Source organism: uncultured Kordia sp. (genome assembly GCF_947496985.1).
Lineage (GTDB): Bacteria > Bacteroidota > Bacteroidia > Flavobacteriales > Flavobacteriaceae > Kordia.
In genome coordinates, this window is the sequence record NZ_CANMEZ010000004.1 from 42196 (window position 1) to 63181 (window position 20986).

At 31.2% G+C, this 20986-nt stretch carries 20 protein-coding genes; 3 read left to right on the plus strand and 17 right to left on the minus strand.

The features are described from left to right. Positions 1-61 precede the first annotated feature (61 nt). Positions 62-661 carry a hypothetical protein gene (locus Q0828_RS11365; protein WP_298420674.1) on the plus strand — a complete coding sequence of 200 codons (600 nt, stop codon included), beginning with the start codon at positions 62-64 and terminating at the stop codon, positions 659-661. A 2-nt stretch (positions 662-663) separates the two neighbouring features. Continuing rightward, positions 664-1329: a YkgJ family cysteine cluster protein gene (locus Q0828_RS11370; protein ID WP_298420676.1), complete on the plus strand. Its 666-nt coding sequence runs from the start codon at positions 664-666 to the stop codon at positions 1327-1329. A 43-nt stretch (positions 1330-1372) separates the two neighbouring features. On the opposite strand, the gene Q0828_RS11375 is transcribed toward Q0828_RS11370, so the two are convergent. The 17 genes from Q0828_RS11375 to Q0828_RS11455 all read right to left on the minus strand — a co-directional run bounded on the left by Q0828_RS11375 (position 1373) and on the right by Q0828_RS11455 (position 20362). Continuing rightward, positions 1373-2266, minus strand: a complete 894-nt coding sequence (locus Q0828_RS11375; protein WP_298420678.1) for a hypothetical protein — start codon at positions 2264-2266, stop codon at positions 1373-1375. A gap of 78 nt (positions 2267-2344) precedes the next feature. Beyond that, a complete protein-coding gene (locus Q0828_RS11380) occupies positions 2345-3526 on the minus strand; it encodes a cytochrome c peroxidase (protein WP_298420680.1) in 1182 nt (393 codons plus the stop codon). 401 nt (positions 3527-3927) lie between these two features. Continuing rightward, on the minus strand, positions 3928-4818 hold the full coding sequence (locus Q0828_RS11385; RefSeq protein ID WP_298420683.1) for a DUF2807 domain-containing protein: 891 nt from the start codon (positions 4816-4818) through the stop codon (positions 3928-3930). Between the two features lie 33 nt (positions 4819-4851). Then, positions 4852-5343, minus strand: a complete 492-nt coding sequence (locus Q0828_RS11390; protein WP_298420685.1) for a hypothetical protein — start codon at positions 5341-5343, stop codon at positions 4852-4854. A gap of 26 nt (positions 5344-5369) precedes the next feature. Beyond that, a complete protein-coding gene (locus Q0828_RS11395; protein ID WP_298420687.1) occupies positions 5370-5867 on the minus strand; it encodes a DoxX family protein in 498 nt (165 codons plus the stop codon). Between the two features lie 174 nt (positions 5868-6041). Then, entirely contained in the window at positions 6042-7238 is a 1197-nt protein-coding gene (locus tag Q0828_RS11400; protein WP_298420689.1) for a helix-turn-helix domain-containing protein, read from the minus strand. Positions 7239-7327: 89 nt separating this feature from the next. Beyond that, positions 7328-7801 (minus strand): hypothetical protein, encoded by a 474-nt coding sequence (locus Q0828_RS11405; RefSeq protein WP_298420691.1) that lies wholly within the window; start codon positions 7799-7801, stop codon positions 7328-7330. 19 nt (positions 7802-7820) lie between these two features. Beyond that, on the minus strand, positions 7821-8618 hold the full coding sequence (locus Q0828_RS11410; protein ID WP_298420693.1) for a DUF1853 family protein: 798 nt from the start codon (positions 8616-8618) through the stop codon (positions 7821-7823). A gap of 191 nt (positions 8619-8809) precedes the next feature. Continuing rightward, complete coding sequence (locus Q0828_RS11415) at positions 8810-9712, minus strand: phosphatidylinositol-specific phospholipase C (protein WP_298420695.1); 903 nt, start codon at positions 9710-9712, stop codon at positions 8810-8812. Between the two features lie 271 nt (positions 9713-9983). After that, entirely contained in the window at positions 9984-10415 is a 432-nt protein-coding gene (locus tag Q0828_RS11420) for a nuclear transport factor 2 family protein (protein ID WP_298420697.1), read from the minus strand. A 60-nt stretch (positions 10416-10475) separates the two neighbouring features. Then, entirely contained in the window at positions 10476-10901 is a 426-nt protein-coding gene (locus Q0828_RS11425) for a MarR family transcriptional regulator (protein ID WP_298420699.1), read from the minus strand. Positions 10902-11100: 199 nt separating this feature from the next. Then, positions 11101-13512, minus strand: coding sequence for an alpha-ketoacid dehydrogenase subunit alpha/beta (locus Q0828_RS11430; protein WP_298420701.1), 2412 nt, complete (start codon positions 13510-13512; stop codon positions 11101-11103). Between the two features lie 191 nt (positions 13513-13703). After that, positions 13704-14171: a hypothetical protein gene (locus Q0828_RS11435; protein WP_298420703.1), complete on the minus strand. Its 468-nt coding sequence runs from the start codon at positions 14169-14171 to the stop codon at positions 13704-13706. Positions 14172-14242: 71 nt separating this feature from the next. Next, the gene (locus tag Q0828_RS11440; RefSeq protein ID WP_298420705.1) at positions 14243-17059 is read right to left on the minus strand and encodes a metalloprotease; all 2817 of its coding nucleotides are present in this window, start codon (positions 17057-17059) and stop codon (positions 14243-14245) included. Beyond that, positions 17060-18325 carry a T9SS type A sorting domain-containing protein gene (locus Q0828_RS11445; RefSeq protein ID WP_298420707.1) on the minus strand — a complete coding sequence of 422 codons (1266 nt, stop codon included), beginning with the start codon at positions 18323-18325 and terminating at the stop codon, positions 17060-17062. 41 nt (positions 18326-18366) lie between these two features. Continuing rightward, a complete protein-coding gene (locus tag Q0828_RS11450) occupies positions 18367-19056 on the minus strand; it encodes a TIGR00730 family Rossman fold protein (RefSeq protein ID WP_298420709.1) in 690 nt (229 codons plus the stop codon). Positions 19057-19243: 187 nt separating this feature from the next. After that, positions 19244-20362 (minus strand): LytTR family DNA-binding domain-containing protein, encoded by a 1119-nt coding sequence (locus tag Q0828_RS11455; RefSeq protein WP_298420711.1) that lies wholly within the window; start codon positions 20360-20362, stop codon positions 19244-19246. 205 nt (positions 20363-20567) lie between these two features. Between Q0828_RS11455 and Q0828_RS11460 the strand changes: the two genes are divergently transcribed. Beyond that, the gene (locus tag Q0828_RS11460) at positions 20568-20984 is read left to right on the plus strand and encodes a hypothetical protein (RefSeq protein WP_298420713.1); all 417 of its coding nucleotides are present in this window, start codon (positions 20568-20570) and stop codon (positions 20982-20984) included. The last annotated feature ends 2 nt before the right edge of the window (positions 20985-20986 follow it).

The following is a 20986-nucleotide window of genomic DNA, read 5'->3' on the forward strand; positions in this document are numbered from 1 at the left end:
GTGGTTTTCATATATATTAATATTTTTAATTTTTTCGTGTGAAAAAAATAAATCTCAAAGTATGCAAAAACAAGTAAATAATACATTTGAACAAGAATTAATTGCAAATGGGTATCAAAATGTATTTCAGACAAATACAAAAGAAAATTATGAAAATATCTGGAAACATGACTTAAATAGAGGCAAACTTTACAACATAATTTCAAGTAAAAATTCATCTTTATTAGGGCGTTTTTTAGCGTCAGAAGTAGTATTCATGAATGATGCAGAAATTAATGAAAAATATTATGAAGTGATCAGTGAATCTTATGTATATGCTTTAGAGAAAACTAATATGCTAGATGAGAATTTTATTGGAATAAATGGTAATTCATGGGGCTTTTTATATGAAGAAGAAGCTATTGGTGTTTTAGGGAAACGACTTATTAAATTTGGAAATAAAGCGATTCCACATTTAACAGAGTTATTAGTCATAGAAGGAAAAGTACTTTACATAGGTAGTGGAGATGCCTTAATTGGAAATAGATACCAATACAGAATCAAAGACTTCGCAGCATTTTATATTTCAAAAATTAAAGATATACCAATGACGTTTTATCAAAATTTTGAAAAAAGAGATGCAGAAATTGAACGATTAAAAGAACTTTTAGAAAACGAATAACTATGGATGCACTAAATCAAGATGTAGAAATTGTACAAGAGTTAGAACGTCAATTAGAGCGTTCAGGCTATTTTACGCATAGTTCGTTGAGTAATCAGGCAGAACGTATCAATGAAATAGAATCGTTCTTATATGGTTTAATTGACACTTTAATTGATGATGGAAAAGTTCAGAAAGAGAAGTTAGAAGAAGTTGTGCAAAAAGTACGCACAGAAACAGTAGAACGTAAAGAACATTTCCATGCAGGAATTGCCATAAGAGTAGATGGAGAAGAAGCCAAGAAGGATACTTTTGTTCCTGTCAATTGTGATGAACGCATGCACATTTGTAAAGGTGTTTGTTGTAAACTCAATTTTGCCTTGTCTGTAGATGAAATAGAAGGAGGAAAGTCAAAGTGGGATTTAGGACAACCGTATTATATCCGGCAAAAATCAACAGGATATTGTACACACTTAGATGAAAACAAACAATGTTGTACCATTTATAACGATCGTCCAAAAGTATGTAGAAAGTACAGTTGTGCAAAAGATACACGTATTTGGACAAATTTTGAAAAGATGGAACTCAATACCGAATGGATTGAAAACAATCTACAAGAACGAAAAATTCAATTGCAAGGCGTGTATATGATTCCTGAAGAAAAAATTGAGTATAAAGTAAAAAGTTGATTTTAGAAGATTAAAGAATTCAATAATGAAAAATTAATTTTACCTACAACTTACTAATTCCTTTTGCCAATTGTGTTGCCGCGTCATTGTTGAAACGGAACCATAATTCAGGTTCGATCAATTCAATTTCAGAAATTGCTAACTTATCATCGTTATCCCAAATAATATCTACACGCGCATACATTGGCGATTCAATACATGCTTTTACAGCGTTTTCGGCAAATTCAATTTCAGCTTGACTGGGATTATATTCATGTACACTTCCACCAAAATCATCTTGTACTCTAAAATCACCTGCTTTTGCCTTTTTTAAGATCGCATGTGTATAGTTGCCATTAATCACAATTAATGAGATTTCTCCTTTAGTTACAATTTGCTCCATAAATGGTTGTAACATCATGGCTTCATCAGAAATTAAGTTTTTATACAGAATTTCGTGTTTTTTAATGGTATGAAGATTCAATTTATAAGTATGTCTGGCTGCACCAGAAATACAAGGTTTCAAAACGGTATGTTTCCATCCTAATTCTTGATGTAGTTGCGCAAGTGTTCGTGTATCACCTTTTTCCATAAAATAGGTAGGAACGATCTTTACTCCAGCTTTGTCAACATCTTGTAAATAATGTTTGTCGATATTCCAATAAATTGTTTTTGTTGAATTTAGTAAAATCGTTTTCTGCTCAACGTCTTTTAGCCAAGAAGAAAATTCTTGAAAGCGATCAAAATAATCCCAAGTTGTTCTGAAAAGAGCATATTTTGTAGTATTCCAATCAAAATTGACATCATCCCAAGCAATTTTTTCAACGTGTAGTCCTTCTTTTTCTAATGCTTCTTTTACTAATTGATCTTCTAACAAAACATTATCTATGTATGGGCTTTTTTCTGTTGGATTTGTATAGCGTTTGTCAGTTAAAATAACAACATCAATGGTTTTCATAAAGTTGGATTTAGTATAACAAATATAAAAAGCCTGTTTTAATAAACAGGCTTTAGAAGTATAATATGTTTGTGTTTATTATTGAATAAAAGGATCTGAGAATTTAGGATCATTTATAACAACATCATCTGTAAGTGTTTCTAAGAAGGCTACTAATGCTTGTTTTTCTGCCTCCGTAAGATTCATACGTCTTGGTTGTCCATTCTGCATTAGTCTGTTATCCAGTAATGCACCAGATTGAATTCCTGAATTATAAAATTCAACAACTTGTGTTAAACTTGTAAAACGACCATCATGCATAAATTGTGCTGAAGTTCCTATATTTTTCAATGAAGGCGCTTTAAATATGGTTGTTTCGTTAGCGTCTAAACCAATACCTCGCACATTATCATTTAAAGCAAATGTTGGTAATTGATGACAGCCCGAACAGTTAATATTCCCTTGATTTGTAGTAAATATTCGTTTTCCTAAATTTTCTTGAGCTGTAAACTGAGGAAAATCTTGTCCAATACCATTTCCAGGTGCATTTGGATTAAAGTTTTGTGCAAATGCTTCATCAAATCTACTATCAGTAGAAACCATTGCTCTTATATATTGCGCCAACGCACGTTGAATTCGATCTACACTAATTGTAGTGTCACCAAAAGTGGTTTCGAATAATGCAGGATAATATTCAATAGTATTCATCTTCGTAATCAATGCGTCTAATCCGCCATTATTAGCATCAAATCCCATTTCTACACTATTCACAATTGGTTCTGTTGTTTGTGCTTCTAAAGTTGGTGCGCGTTTATCCCAAAAGAACGATTCACCTTCATAAAAACGTGCATTTAACAATCGCATGGAATGTGCGCCTGTTACACTTACACCATCAAAACCTGTACTAAATTGATTATTATCGGTAAATGCAATTCCTTGTTGATGGCAACTTGCGCAGGAAACTGCATCATTGATACTTAGTTGTTTATCAAAAAATAAAATTCTACCCAATGTTGCACCATTGTCAGTTGTGATATTAGTAGCAGGTTCATTGTTGTCTCCAACACTATTTATGTAGTGAATTGGATAATCTGGGTTGCTGTAATTTGATAAAGCTTCAAAATTGATGGTAAAATAATCAGACATGTCAACGCCGCCAACGATTGGATCAGTCGGAACTACTGGAATATCTGTATTTTCAGTAGGTATATCCGTATATACATCTTCATCTGATGCACAAGAAACTAATAAAATTGAAAATAAGAATGCATACTTTCTCATAGGGTGATGGTTTTAGGATTCGTAAAGTAGCATTTCTTCAATAGGCAAATAAATTGTGGTTTTAGTATAGGATGCTTATTTGACTAAAAACTTGCGGGATAGTTTAATTTTTTTTAATAAAATAAAATAATAGACTTTAAAGAAATCTCTTGTTTGCTGTTAAAATGTTGTTTTTTAGTTGTTTATGTCAACTTGACTATTTTTCTTCTTTGGGTAACATTTTTCCTTTGTTGGGACTTATTTATATACTAATTTTTAAATTATTTACGATGTTAGAAAACTTAGAAAATCATCAAATTGAAAATTCACAATCAATTATTGGAGGAAGTATGATCGTAGTAGATGTAATTTTTTAACAATGCTAAAAGCGAACCGAGGTTCGCTTTTTCTTTTTGAATGTATTAAAACAGTTTCACTACTTTTCCTGCATTTTCTTTTGTAATAGTTACCAATAGTTTTCGGAATCCTAAACTGTTGACTTTGTATATTTTAGTACCAACTGTCCAGTTTTCTTTTCGCAATGCATTTGGCATCATTGGAAAACCGTAGCTAAACTTTGTACCATCTTTTTTTGGTCCAACAACAAAAAAATTATTTCTATTAAAATTATTATTCTCTATTTTGAATTTAATCCACTCAGTATCAGTGTTTTTAATAGCTTTTTTTTCAGCCAAACTTAATATTTGTCCATCTTTTTTTGTTTTCTGCTTTATTTTCTTAGGCGAATTTACATAGATAAGTTTTCCGCTATTGCTCACTTCTGCATTCAATGTATTAATGACATTTACTTTTGCATTTCCCCAACTCCAAATATTTACAAAAGCATTTTCTGACACTAACTTTGAAGCATCTATTTTGGCAAGTTCCGAACCAATACGTAATTCTTTGGTTTTCCCTTCTAAAATAATAGTTCCTACAGGAGACGTTAATTGTAAATAATCATTATCTATATTAATTATTTTAGTAACATCATGTGTTCCTGTTTCAATATGACGAATATTTGGCGCACCAATGGTGATAATTGCTTTTGATGGTTGAATCCATTCTATTTGACCTAAATACAAAGTGTTTCCGACAACTTCTTTATCAATTAAATCCATTAAATTTTCATCTGTTGTAATCGTTATTCCTTCTTTGACAGATTGATCAATTGTGACTTTTGCATAAAAATTGATATTAATTTTCTGAATATTTTCTAATGAAAATGTACGTGTCACAATCTTTTTATTTCCTTTTTTTTGTGCAGTTGCCGTATAGCCGATCAACAACAATAAAATGAATAATTGTTTCATAATGTTATATTTTTAAATGAATACTATCTTGATTTATAATTTTGTATATGTGTATTGATTGCGAATAAATTTTCCAGAAACATCTTTAAATTCAACCTCTTTTTTCATAGAAAGTGTTGTACTATTAAAGAAATACGTAATGTATATTGTAGCATCTTTGTTATCATCTTTTCCTTTATAAGTAGTTTCAATTTCGATGCTTCCGTTTTTAGATCTTACAACTTTCATAATTTGTTGATTATCTATATATGTTCCGCCTTTTTTAATTTTCAACGAACTTTTATTATTGGCACTTTCTTCTGTTGTATATTTTGTATTAAATATGATTTTATTCTTTTTTACTTCAAGTTTTAGCATTGTTGGTAAGGTAACTTCTTTATTATCTGAATAATTTACATACATGAGTTCGCCAGTCCAGCTGGTATTGTGTAAACTTTCAAAATCGGCAATAGTTATTTTTTGTTCTTGTGCTTGCGCGAATGTTGACATTATAAGCACGATCAATACTGAAATAATTGTTTTCATAATTTTATTTTTGATTTAATGATTGTTTATGCGTTATACTTTTTAGTAATTAGATGGTCCAATCCGAAACGTCCTGACCCAAAATATAGATTGTATATAGCGATCCACAAAAAGCCCATTGCAGGAAGCATAGACCAAGTAGATTGTCCCCATTTTTGAAGAAAGATGGCAACTAACATGGTACACATAAGTAAAAAGGAAGCAATACGTGTTTGTAATCCTAATGCAAGAAAAATTCCGCCAACGGCTTCACTAAATGCGCCCATCCAAGCAAAGAATACTGGAAATACAGCAAATATACCTCCATAGTTTGCTACATCTTCTGGAAACCAAGCCGCAACTTCAAATAGGTTTAAGTTTTGACTTTCGTCTGTCCAAGGCATTCCAAATTTTCCAGCACCAAAATCTACGGCGAGTAAAATTCCAGATATAATTCTAATAAAAGCAAATAGTAAATCTGCAAACCAATCTTTTTGATTGATTGGAGTTGTAATTCTTTTAAAGTAATTTTTTAGCGTTTTCATGAAGCATAAAATTTATATCGTTTTGTTTGATACAAATTTGCTATATCATCAGTGATTTAGCGACTTAAAACGTATTGAGAAGGCTTATTTTACGATTTGAGACGTCTTATTTCGGTAAATTAGGAGGTTTGTATTCTAGTATTTTATAAAGTGAATGTATGATAAAATTTTACATTAATTGGATTGCGACTGCAAGTATTGCGTAGGAGAGAAGCTTGTAAGTTTTTTAAAAACTCTATTGAAAGTTGCTTTGCTATTAAAACCACATTCGAAAGCAACACCAAGTAAAGATAATTGTTCATGTTTTCCCTCTTTTAACATACTTTTAAATGCATTGACACGATATGAGTTTACAAAGTCATTGAAATTCATATTAAAACCACTATTCACAATTTCTGAAAGTTGTCCGCGTGTTAAATTTGCTTGTTTGGCGAGTTCGGATAAATTTAAATCAGGATTTAAGTATGGTTTTTCTCTTTCCATCAAAGCGGCAATTGCTTCAATAGCTATTTCTGAGATTTCTTTTTTTGCTTCTTTTGTATGTTCAGGAATTGAAATTTGTTTCGGAGAAAAACTAAAATCTAACTTATTGAGCTTGGTTGTATCTGTAAAATAGCCTTTTACACCAATGTAAATCGCACAAATTGCCATTGCCAAATTCAACCACCAACGTTCATTATAACCTAAATCAATAATAAAACTCCCTACAACACTTTGTATCGAACTATATAAAAATAAAAAGGTAAATACAATTAAAAAGTTCCGAATCCAGTTAAGTTCTAACTTAAAAACATTAGAAAAGTATTGCTTTATTTTCTGTTTATAATGAATATACAATTGAATCGTAAATGCTAAGTATAGCAGCATTACAGAGAAATCAACAACATTTAAAATTGGTTGTATTATAGCTTCGTCAAGATCAATTTTTAAAACACCATTTTGTGTTTCCTGAAATCCTGATTGCGAATAATCATATGTATAAATCGTTAGGCGATAGAGAACTAAAGTAATTGGAATAGCAAAATGCCACCAATGTTTACGTAGAAAATTGAAGTTTGATTTCGTAATCGATTTTACATAGAGATAAATTAACGGAGCAATTGCGGTTCCAGTAGGAATAAGAAAGTAATTGATTTTTGTATTCCGAAACGTATCATACCAGCCCATAAAACCAATCGTGTAGCAGGTTTGCGTATAGGAGACAATCAATAATAAAACAGCTAAAATAGCATCAGAAGTGTTCTTTTTTTCAAAATAGCGTTTCAATAATAAAACCATTAAGATTAATCCTTGTATGACAAGAATTAATAATGGTGTACTATAAACATTGAATTGCGGAAACATTGCTTGCGTAATTTTGATTGTGTCCAAATCTACTAAACTTTTTGAATTTTTAAGACTGTAAATCGACTCATGATACGATTTGAGACCTTGTTTTAGTGAAACTTAGCTTTGAAAAGTTAGTCAAAGAAACTCAATTGACGAATAGAATCTTTGAATTGAGTCATGGTCTCTTTAGTTCTGCTTGCTGTATCATACGAATAGTTTCCAACTCCAAGTTGCTTATCCGAATTCATAGTAATGATAGCGTAACTACTTCCTTTTCGGTAATTCCAAGTGCCTTTTTCGAGTGTTGTGGAATCATTTATAATGATATAGGTTTTATTTTTTTTCAAATGTAAGGTGCAAGAAGTACAATTGGGATATTCTGTTAAGTAATATTCTCCTGGATATTTATACTTACTTTCTTTATATATAATGTAATCTGATCTAATTTTTACAATTAAAGGAATGGAGACTGTAAATAGAATAATCATTCCTTTTTTGAAGAATTTCTTTCCTTTTGCTATTACTACAAGGAAACATATTGAAGGTGGTAATAGCAATAAAAAGTAAATGATAAATGGCATTAGTAAGGATAATATATGTCCCATCTTTTTTTCTAATTAGAAATTACCACCAAACTACAAAAAAACATTCATAAGAATCAATATGTTTTAACCAACATAAAGGCGCGTGCTTTTTTTGTAACTGCCTTTCAATTTCTATTTGGGTTTCTTCAAAATGTGTCCAAATTTTGTTTTCTACAGGATCAATTCCCCATTCTTTTTTTGTGGGTAAATGGTACATTTTATCCGTATGATCAAAGTTTATGAAGGTTTCAAAGTTTACATAATATCCTTTAATTGCTTTTTGAAAATTAGGGCTATAGGTTTCTTTATATGTATACGGAATATATAAAGAAGCTAATAAACATAATACTTGCGATACATTATCAATATCTAAAGTTGACAAGTTTTCTTTTGTATGTTGATTATATAAGAGTGGAAATTGTTTGTGTTTTAGTTTATCTAATTTCTCTTGTAATGAATCTCGTCGGTTAGGACCAATCCAATTATGGAAAGAGTTTTCAGAAAGTGTAGGATCGTATAAGTAAAATTTATAGGCTAATTCGAGATGAATGACTTGTTTCGACTTCAATTCTTCAATAATAAAATCGAGCTCGCCAATGGTATCTTTATCTTTTTGTATTTGAATGTTCTCAAAAAGAACTTTGTAATTGGAAGATGATTTGATGCATTCCGAAACAATTTTTTCAACCATGTGACCTAGTCTGAGATTGGTAGGCAATTCAAATTGTAAATCTGTTTCCAAATTTAAATCTGATAAAAAAAATGTAGGCAAACCAGTAATAGCATTATCTAAATGCGCAGCTTTTAATACGGATGTTATTCTTGAGTTTGTATTCATTATAACATTCAAAGATAGCTTCTTTATATATAAAAACGCCAACTAAAAAGAAGTCGACGTTTTGTATTTATACTAATAAACCTTATTTAGGTATCAACATTTATTCTTTTTACATCAATTAAAGGTCATCTGCAATTAATGAATATAAAGATGTTAAAAATGCAAATTCATTTCATATGATGTAAAATAAATTATGCTAACTGTACACCTGCATTAGAGTTTATAATCAATTCGGCATTTCTATTATCAATATCACCGGTCTTATTATTGTAAAAATCAAGTGGAATGATACCAAATCTTTTAGTACCTGAATTACTTTGTAAATAAGATGTCAACTCTGGATTCATTTTTGGATTAACCCGTCCAATACCGCCTCCCCAAGCGTATTGATATGGCGTATGTGCACCAAAAGAAATACTGTTGTAAGTAATATAAATGATACCATCTGTTGGATTGTTCTTAGCAGTATTGATATTTGTTTCTACAGCACTCCATTTTTTCTTGGTATTATGTTGACTATATTCGTCTTCTATCATGAATTGTACACCTTGTGGAGTGGTTAATTGAAACGTTTTGTTGTCTTGCCAACCAACGGATAAATCTACGCCACCAGTACCTGGAAATCTTCGAAATAAAACAACCTTTCCTCTCAGTGATTTAAGTTTGGAAGGGACAGGATCTAAATAAAACAAATCCTGATATTTTGCTTGACTAAGATAGACATCAAAATATTGCTGAATATCTTTTCCATTACCTGATGCAGAATTTATCAACATAATAATTGTTTCTTGTGAATTGGTATTCAAGAAATTTAGACAATCAGTAAGCACATCTCCAAAAGAAATATCACAGTTTATGATTCCATGATATATTTGAAGCGGATCATCGGGATTGTTACCTTTTTTATACTTTACACGAATATCCAGAAAACGGATACCGTCATTCAATTGAGTACTAATACCAAAGTTCTGCGTATGTGCTGGTCCTGCACCTGTTTTTTCAGTTCCTGAGTCGTGTGTACCAGGAATGGAAATCTTGTCGAGCGTGATTTCATCGTCAAGACTACTCATCCAATTTTGTGTTGTTGTTGCCATTTTTCTATATAAATAATATGGTTAAAGTTTAGTGATATATAGTGTATATGTCACTATGGTTAAGTTCTTGTAAAATACGAAATAGTTATGAAACTTAGTTTTATTGTAGCTTTTAATTTGGGCGGATTGTAAGTTTATTAACTAGTTTTTGTGGTGATAATATATTAATTGATACGAAAAAACGCCAAACTTTATTGAGTTTGACGTTTTGTATATTGTTTTTGAAGTAATGTTAGTATATCTACTAGAGAGATACATTATAAACTATCAACTACTTAATAAGTGTGACAAAATCTTGCAGTACGACCCATTTTCCATTTAGATTCACCATAGAGTAAAAGTTTTTTAAGGTCGGTTTTCCTGGGCTAGTTAGTGTTACATTTATAGAAGACATATTTTTTCCGATAAATAGTATAGAATGGAACTCTGGAGTTCTAACATAACCACCAAACTTTTTTTTATTTATAAAGGAAACATAAGTTTTACGATCTAAAATGCTTACCGCATCTTTGCTAGAATCATATAATGATACTCTAAAATCTGGATGAAGTACTTTTTTTAACGCTGCAGTATCATTATTATCACCGGCCTTGATGTAACTTAATAAAGCGGCTTTCAAGGCTTTTTCTTCGGAATTTTTTTGTGCAGTAGCATTGATTGCTGTTAATACGATGACTGTTAAAATTAAAATTGACTTTTTCATTTTTCTGAATTATTTAAAAGGTTTGTAATTAGTTAGCTAGACAACTATATGTGTAAAAAATTATTTAGCTATATTATTTTGAATTTTTAAAAGAATGTTATTTAAACTAGTTTGTTCACTTTCTGTAATACTATTTAGTCCTTGTAATCTAATATTTTCAATTATAGGAAGCAGTTTGTCCATTAGTTCATGACCTTTATCAGTTAGATTGATTGAATACTTTCTTAAATCTAAAGCATCATTTTCTTTTTTAATATATCCACAATTAACTAGATGTTTAATCATTCTAGAAATAGTTGGCTTGTCTTTCAGAAGTAATTCTCCAATTCTTAATTGACTTACACCTTCATTTTCTAATATGGTTTTTAAAACCAACCATTGTTCTATTGTAATGTCTAGTTGATATTTATTAAGTATGCTTTGACCAAAATGTCTAATCTTTCGAGCTGTAATCTCTATTTGAAAATATAAATTATGATTAATCATATGCAAATATACTAAATATAGTTAGCTAGACAACTATATTAGTTGTATTATTTAATTTTAAAAGTCTAAAGTATTTTGAACTAATTTGAAAGAAGTAGGCTAGTGGCAAAATCATTTTACATAAAACGCCAAACTCGATAAAGTTTGGCGTTTGTATATTTTATGATGGTGTTGAATAAAGTTCAACATAACAACAGAATTAGTATAATTCTGGATATTCCGTAGGATTTGATTCATGCATCATGGCATAAATTTTTTCAAACACATCTTCAGTAGAAGGCTTAGAAAAGTAATCTCCATCCGTTCCGTATGCAGGTCTATGCGCTTTTGCTGTTAATGTTTGTGGTTTACTATCTAAATGTTTATATCCATTTTGTTCATCTACAATATGTTGTAAAATAAACGCCGAAGCACCACCAGGCACATCTTCGTCAATAACTAATAAACGATTTGTTTTAGCAACGCTTTTTACAATATCATGACTGATATCAAAAGGCAATAAGGATTGACAATCAATGATTTCGATATCAATTCCGACTGCTTGTAATTCTTTGGCAGCTTGTTCTATAATTCGTAAGGTAGAGCCATACGAAACAATAGTCATGTCAGTTCCTTCCTTGATTGTTTCTACAACGCCTAAAGGTGTTTTGAACTCACCTAAGTTTGTTGGTAACTGTTCTTTTAAACGATAACCGTTTAAACATTCAATTACCAGTGCAGGTTCATCACTTTCTAATAAAGTATTGTAAAACCCTGCTGCTTTGGTCATGTTTCTTGGAACCAATACATGAATTCCTCTGATTGCATTGATGATTGCGCCCATTGGCGAACCAGAATGCCAAATTCCTTCCAAACGATGCCCACGCGTTCTAATGATTACAGGTGCTTTTTGTGTTCCTTTAGTTCTGTATTGTAAGGTTGCTAAATCATCACTCATAATTTGCAACGCATATAGTAAATAATCTAAGTATTGAATTTCAGCAATTGGGCGTAATCCACGCATTGCCATTCCAATTCCTTGTCCAAGAATGGTTGCTTCACGAATTCCCGTATCCGAAACACGCAATTCACCATATTTCTCTTGCATTCCTTCTAGTCCTTGGTTTACATCACCAATTTCTCCAGCATCTTCACCAAAAATTAATACTTCTGGATATTTTGAAAAGATAGCATCAAAGTTATCTCTTAATATCAAACGTGCATCTACTTCTTCTGAACTTTCACTATATGTTGGTGCGCTTGCATCAATTTTAGCTACTTTTTTGTTAGATTCACTGTATAAGTGTGAACTATATTTAGGTTGAATTTTTTCAAAATATGCTTTAATCCAATGTGCTAAGGCTTGTTTTTCAATAGAAGTTTCACCAACAACTATACGCAATGCTTTACGAGTATAACTTGCAATTTCTTTACGAATTGGCTCTGCAATAGCAGCTAATTCTTCTTTTAGCTTATTGATGAATACTTTATTAGGACTTGATTGTGCTAAATTTTCTAATAAACTTACAGCTTCTAATTGTTCTTGTTTCATTGGCGCTACAAACGCTTTCCAGGCTGCTTTTTTACCATCACGAACCTGTTTTTTGATATCTTTTTCTAAGGTTTTTAAGTTTTCCTCCGTTTCGATACCATTTTCTAGCATCCATTTACGCATTTGCGCATTACAATCGTATTCAACTTCCCAAGCTAAACGTTCTTTACTCTTATAGCGTTCATGCGAACCAGAAGTAGAATGTCCTTGCGGTTGCGTTACTTGTTGAACATGAATTAACACAGGAACATGTTCTGCACGTGCAACATCAGATGCTTTTTGGTACGTTGCTATTAACGAAGGATAATCCCAACCATTTACGGTGAAAATTTCATATCCTTTTTCAGTTTCTGTACGTTGAAAACCTTTTAAGATTTCAGAAATATTTTCTTTTGTTGTTTGATGCTTTGCATGAACAGAAATTCCGTATTCATCATCCCAAACACTCATCACCATAGGAACTTGTAAAACGCCGGCTGCGTTGATGGTTTCAAAGAATAAACCTTCACTTGTACTTGCGTTACCTATAGTTCCCCAAGCAATTTCATTTCCGTTATCAGAGAATTTTTCTGTATTGATTCCTGAAACGTTTCTATATATTTTTGATGCTTGTGCTAATCCTAGCAAACGCGGCATTTGTCCGGCAGTAGGAGAGATGTCGGCACTTGAATTCTTTTGTTGCATCAAGTTTTTCCACTCACCATTTTTATCCAAACTATGTGTAGCAAAGTGTCCGCCCATTTGTCTTCCGGCTGACATTGGTTCTACATCAATATCTGTATGTGCATACAAACCAGCAAAAAATTGTTGAATGTTTAGTTCGCCAATTGCCATCATAAAAGTTTGATCTCTATAATAACCAGATCGAAAATCCCCATTTTGGAATGCTTTTGCTAAGGCTAATTGAGGAACTTCTTTTCCGTCTCCGAAAATACCAAACTTGGCTTTTCCAGTCAATACTTCTCTACGACCAAGAAGACTACATTCTCTACTGATTACTGCTGTAGTATAATCGCGAATGATTTCTTCTTTGAATTGATCGAATGAAATATCTTGTGTGTTTTCAACTTTTGCTTGCATAGTTCTTGTGGATTGAAGTGTTGCAAATGTAACAAAAAGTGAGCGTTTTTGCAACAGCTAAACATCTTAAAAAAATGTGAATTATTCAGTAAAAGTTAATTTTAATTGTGATTTATTTAAAATTCGTAGGAAAAAGACTTTTTCACTGATAATTATTTAAATTTTGACACAGGTTGTTTTATGCGGTTTTTTTAAGTGATTTTTACTAAATCCCAATTTTCGAAATGAAAAGTAACACCCGTAATTGCAATATCTGAATTTGTGAAGCGTACGCGCCATAGTTGTTTTTCAGGAGTCGTTTTTTTTATAATTATAGCATCTAATTTGAAATCATGCTTTATATTATTGATTTCAATTTTGGGTAATTCCTGTTGGCTTAATTTATCAGATAAAGGTTTCTTTAAGTTATCACAAATTTTGGTATAATTTCGTTCGAATTCATCAAAAAAGAGAAGTGACTCTCGACTTAATTCTCCTTTTTTAGCATCAATGAATATGTTTACCTTATTATTAATTGTAGGTTTGAAAGTGAAATAACCTTGATAATGACTTTCTTGATTTTTCCTTCTTTTTTCAAACCACATTAACCCAAATCTTCGAGTTTTCAATTTCGGTTTGAATAGATAGGGTTTATTTGGAAAGAAAAATATTCTAAACATGGTTTATGATATATAGTATAACAGGAATTCCTATTATTTCTATTGATAATTTGTAATCAAAAGAATAGTGTTTAAAACCACTTTCGTGTGAATAGTTTCGTCAGTGTTTTTGGACTTAATGTTACAATGAATCGAATACGTTCGTCAAAGCCAGGTTGTGCAATTTCCCAACCATTGTTAGAATATACAGGGAAATAAAGTTCAAAATAGTCAGGTACTAAATTTAAACGAATTCCAGAGTCGTATACAAAACGTGTGTTTATGTTTGTATTCTTTATCATTCCTATATCTCCATATGCTTCAATCCATTTCCAAATGCTATAACTTGCATTTACAGTTCCAATCCAGTTATTCGCAAATGGATTGTCTAGTTTTGATTTAAATCCACCTTCGGCAACAATTAATTGCTGACTGAACAATCCTTCATCTTCTGAACGTCCATAATAGTTATAATCGAATAAATAATCTGTAGGCCTGTCTAAGGCAAAACTAAAGAAGTCCGAGTTGGTATCATTGAATAAAAATTTACCAACAAAGAAACGCACATTTAACTGTCTGTTATCTTGAAAAAGCTTTCTATAATTAAGATTGAATGAAACCTTAGAAAATCGTTTTGCTATTTGAAAATCTGTAAACCACGTTAAATGACGTATTGGATCAGGATTTGAATACACATAACGTGCATTGAAAACACTGTAATTTGGTTCGTTTTCAAGTTCTATAAGTTCAGATTGTTCACGTTGTACAATAACATATCTAAAGTCTAAGAATTCTTTTTGATTGGATCTAAAATCAGGATTTCTAAAACCAAATGTTACTTTCGGAACAAATCGCGTATACGCTAAATCTTCTTCGTAATGATAGTAATTTCCAGACATGGAAAAACGAGCAAAATATAAATCGCTTTTACTTTCAATATCATGACGATAGGAAACACTTCCTGAACCTACTACTTTTTGCGAACGCAATCCGTACGAAGGTTTTAAATCGTATAATAAGCGTTTTGTTAGGAATGTTTTGTTGTAAAAACGCATTCCTGGCGTAAAACCATCGTATAAATTGAATTGTGCAATTGGCACAAAGAATATTTGATTGTAATGTGGATTTTCGGCATCTTTAAAGAAAGTAAACTTTAATTTTTTATTGTTTGCAAAAAATCCATTTAATGATTTCCAGTTGTCACGTTGATTAAATTCTGGAATGATTTTATCATAATTTAGTACCAACCGATCTACACCTTCTCGTGGAATGGTTACCGTTTTCTTTTCGCCAATGTCAGTTACCCAATGTTTGGAAACAACCGTATCGTTTTTAATTCCAAAAAGTGAAATAGGGAAGTTACCATCATATTTGTTTTTGATTGTCACTTGAAGTGAATCATCTACTTTTTCTACACTTTTTATTTTGTAATCAATTCGTTTTCTGGAATCTACATAGTTGTCAAAATACCAATTAATGTCTTTTGGCGCTTTGGATTCTAATAAGTTTTGAAAATCAGCACGTGTTGCTTTTTTCAATCTGTTTTTAGTATAGAATTCTTTTACAAATTCGTCAATTACAGTATTGTCAAAATAGCTTTTTAGGTATTTTAATCCAACTCCTGCTTTGTATTTGTTGGCGATATTATTGTTGAATTTTACTAGCGAATCTTTTGATGTACTTAATGGTTGATCAATGTTTTTACGCGCCATTAACATGAATAGAAACGGATATTGATCATTGAATTCTAGTTTAGCAAATTCGTACGAACGAATTCCCCAAACTTTTGATAATCCACCAGTTAACTTCATGTTTGGATAGTGCGTTTCTGCATACACCATTAGCATGTATGTTTCTAAAGCGTCAGAAATCCACTTTTCTGTACGTGTATCCATCCACATCGATTCTTCTAAGTTTTTGGTAAGAATCGCTTTTAGAATTTTTATTTCATATTGAAAATCGTCTGTAAACGGACGAATAAAAGAAGGTAACTGTCCCAATCCGTATACTGGATTCTTTTTATTGTCAATTCTAGAAATCAACATTTCTTTTCGAGGAAACTCACCTAAATTCTCATAAATAAATTGTACAACTTTATCAACGGCAATTGCTTGCATTTTTTCATCCAAACCATAGGCATCCAAATTTGTAGTAATGTTTACTTTATCCGTTTGAAATGTTTTAAACTCTGAGTTTTGACGTAATAATACTGTAATTTCTTTTACGTTAGCGCCTTTGAGTTTTGTGTATCCTTTTTCACTTTCTTCCTTCGTATCTGCACTAGAAACTACATTGTATTTTTTCGGATAGATAAGTGTAATATCATGTTCCGCTTGTTCTGTGTATAAATCGTCTAAGTTTTTGTTACTGTAAAGCTTCCAACCATTTCTGTATGCTGCTGGTGTAATATACCAAAAGCGTAAACTGAAATCACCATTATTTTTGTATCCGTAACGTGTAAATTCGTCACTAGGCAATTTGACTGTATAATTTAAATTGAAGGTAATACTTTGATTCGGTTGCAAAGGTGAATCTAAGGTTACTTTTATGATATCTACTTGTTCATCTAGTCGTTCCCAATTTGCAGCACTTCCATTAAGTGTAAAATTCTTGATATTTGTATTTCCACGCTTACGTTTTCGTGCTAAGTGAAAATTACGGTGGTATTCTTCTGCAAAGCGTTTCGCTAAAGGCGTATTTTTCCCAGAGAAGCTATGACTCCAATCGTTGAAATAAACTTCATTGAGAGTAGTATTTGTTTCATTTGTATAGGTAATTTCTTGAGAAATAACCATGCTGTTTTCCTCAGCTTGTAAAGTAGCTGTGATTGTATTTTTATGTTGTCCAAAAGCTAAAACGCTAAAGAACAAGAGTAAGTAGGGAACGAAGTAGATGCGTGTAGTGCTCAATTATTGTTTTATGAATTTTTTTGTTTCTATATAATTTTCTATTGTTAGATAATAAATTCCTTTCGGAAGTGTTCCAACATTTATAGTCGTAATATCGTTATTTTTTATAGTTCCGGACTGTAATTTTTGACCTAAAACGCTATATATAACATATTCATTGTCTTTTTTGGAAGAATTTAACACAAATGAAAGTTCATTTGAGGTTACGTTCCCTCGTATGAAGTTAAAAGTAACTTTTTGATTAAATTCTGAAGTACTTAATAATTGCTCTGTTGTTTCTAATTCCATCACTACTGGTAAATGATCGCTCATGTCGTGTAATGCGTTGCGTAAACTTTGTGAGTAATTGATTCCAGAATTCATTACTTCTGCACAGTCAGATGAGTTGATTGCTCTGTTATAACAATCAGGATTTTGGTTGTTTCCGAATGATTTATACGAGTTTGGAACATAGTATATATCTGTATTCGTCAACATGTTTTCAGAAGTTAAGATAAAATCGAAACGATCATCAAATCCTCCAGAAGCACCACCTAAACCACTTTGTGTACGTGTTGACTGTGTGAATATATCTACAAAACTACTGTTGTTATGCCAATCTCCTAAACGATTGATTGGATCTGCTAATGTGATCGCATTTGTAGCATCTGTAAGTTTGTTGAACGTAATGTCATTACTTGTGTATAGATTCAAATCGCCAGCAAATAATATATTACTATTCGCGTCAAGCGTAGATAAATACGAAATTAATTCTTCCACCATTAAAAAACGCCGCAATTCATCTTCTGGAGAGTTTCCAGCTTTTAAATGCCCAACAAATACTTCCAAACGAATTGGATTATTTGTTTGGTCAACTGTATTTAGTTTTAAAGTATATCGATTGAAATCGCGAATTGTAGTTTGTACAATATCTTGTCCTTCTAAAATAAATTTTGAACTATCATAATAGATCAAATTTTGCAACGAATTGAAATCGCCAGAGTTGTCATCAGATGTATTTGTGAAAAATGTTGCTTGTGCATAATTTGGATTGATGGTTTGCAATCGGGTTAAAATTTGCTCAGCACCAAACGAATCGTTCAGCTCGCATACCATAAATAAATCTGGTTGATAGTCCGTAAATACCGTCTCTAAATCATCAATTCGACTTGGAGAAATGTCAGGAAAATTCAAGACGTTATAAAACATCGTCTTGATATTTTCCTGAGCATTATGTTGTTGTAATCCTAAGCCTAGCAAGCAAAGGATGAATAGTATTTTTTTCATTTTTCTTTTTCGGGTGCAATTATTCTACAAAACTTCTTTTTTTAGAAGTTAGGACTTAGGTTTGTTTTCTTATAGAAAGCATCCAAGATGTCTAATACTTCATCTTCATTATCCACAATATGGATTAGATCTAAATCGTGAGCGCTAATATTACCAAACTTGTCTAATAATGTAGCTTTTACCCAATCCATCAATCCTGTCCAGAACTCTGTACCAACTAATATGATAGGGAATTTGTCAATTTTTTTCGTTTGAATTAGTGTAATTGCTTCAAATAATTCGTCTAATGTTCCAAATCCTCCAGGCATTACTACAAATCCTTGTGAATATTTTACAAACATCACTTTACGAACAAAGAAGTAATCAAAATTGATATTTTTATCTGAATCAATATATGGATTGTCGTGTTGTTCAAAAGGAAGTACAATATTTAGTCCTACAGAAGTTCCGCCACCTAAATGCGCTCCTTTGTTACCTGCTTCCATAATTCCAGGTCCACCACCAGTAATGACACCATATCCATGATCTACAATTTTGTGTGCAATATCCTGAGCAAGTTTATAGTATTTGTCTTCTGGTTTTGTACGTGCAGATCCAAATATAGATACACAAGGACCAATTTGGCTCATTTTCTCAAATCCGTTTACGAATTCTCCCATGATTTTAAAAAGTGCCCAAGAATCGTTTGTTTTTATCTCATTCCAACCTTTGTGGTTTTTTTCTTTTCTCATATTCTATAATTAATTTTTAATCAAAACGTGCTAAGATACTATTTTATATAGAATTGTGATCAAATTTTTTATGCTTATTCCTATAAAAATGTTCTTTATGTAAAGATAAAAATCAAGCTTGGAAGTCGTATTCTTTTTAACAAAGTATTAAGTCGTTTATTAAAATTGATTTTAAACTCCTTGATTTTTACATGTCTAACCATTTTTTGAAGACAGCTACTTTATTTTTACCAATGATAATATCAATTTCTGAAATCGGTTGCATTTCTATTTTGAGCGCGCTATTACCGTATTTTATGATTTTATCAATGGCATAAATAGCTACAATAGTTTGTCGGTTAGCTCTAAAAAATAATTTAGAATCTAAAGTTGCATATAGTTGATCTAAACTATCGTTTGCGGTATAACGTTTTCCATCTTTACGAACCACGTAGGATATAGAGTTTTCTACATAGATATATGAGATATCTGTAATAGCAATAGGCATTAATTCATTTCTAATAAAAGTAAGTAAACGTTGTTTGGGAATTTCCTTTGAATTTACTTCAATGCTTTCTTCTTCTCTTTTTTCGGGTGTATTATTTTGTAATGAAGCAACACTTTTTTGATAGATTTCGAGCGAGTTGTTTAATTTGGATAAGTTTAAAACACCATCTTCAAGTTTAGCTGTTTTACTATCGATAATGCGTTCATAATATAAAGATAGTATTCTTGTAATGACTAAAACTAGTACTAACAAGATTAATCCTAGAATTAAAAAAATGGTTTTAAGCTGTTCTTTAAATGTACTGATTTGTAGCTGTATGTTTTTGATATTTAAATGCGCTGCAATAATTAAATCTGAATTTGCAATTGGACGCATGGCAATAACTTCTGAAGTTTCTTTGGCATCAGGGTTTCTATTTTGAACTAAATCATATAATTCTTTACCTGTTACCACACTTTTCATGTTGGAAATGGTATTGCTTTTTTGTTGATTTTTTTCTCCAATTTTTGTCACATCAGGATAACTAACAAATTTCCCTGACCAATCAAAAACAGATAAGTAGATACTTTCATTATCGCTTCCTGAAGTTGCTTTTTTGATACTATTAATAATAATTTTCTTGTCTATATTATTTGCTAAAGCATCACCGGTTACAATACTCATTTGATGTATTTCCTGTGTGGCTAAATTGATATTGTTCTGTAATACAGTAGTACTTTTAAACTTTACCGTTAGTGGCATTACCAGTAAAACAATAATTAAAATATATACTAACACAAATCCTAAAGTAGTATATAGATATATTCTGGAATTTTTCATTGATAAAAACAATTCTTTTTATAAAGTACTAAAATAACATATCGTTGCATTATACCCGTGAATCTTAGCATTTAATATTCCGTTTTAAGGTTTTATTTTCCGTTTCAGATACTTTCGACCGTTGTAAGCGGCGGGAAAAGAGTATTTTTATGAAATATTTATTACAAAAATTGAATCTTATTATGAATAAGCTTTTAGTGTAATTATGAAAACAAAAAAACAACACAAAATAGTAATTGTATTGTCTATGGTTATTTTATGCCTTGTTTTTATAATTAAGATGTTGAATAGTGGAGTAATAGATACCACAAAAATAGAAACAGCAGAAGTTTTCACGACTAACGAACTTTTATTGAAACTAGAAAACAAACAGCAAAAACTAGAAGGTTTTATTGAAAAAGCAATTGAAATTGAAGGTGAAATAAAAGAAATTACGTATCAAGATGGGAAATATAGTTTAATTTTAAAGGGAGATTCTGATAAAACATATATATTGTGCGAAATGCAGATTAACCAAAATAGAGATATTGTAAAGCTTTATGCTGGACAAAACATAAAGTTAAAAGGAATTTTGAAAGGATTTTTAATGGATATAATCCTTTTACACTGTGTAATTATATAAGA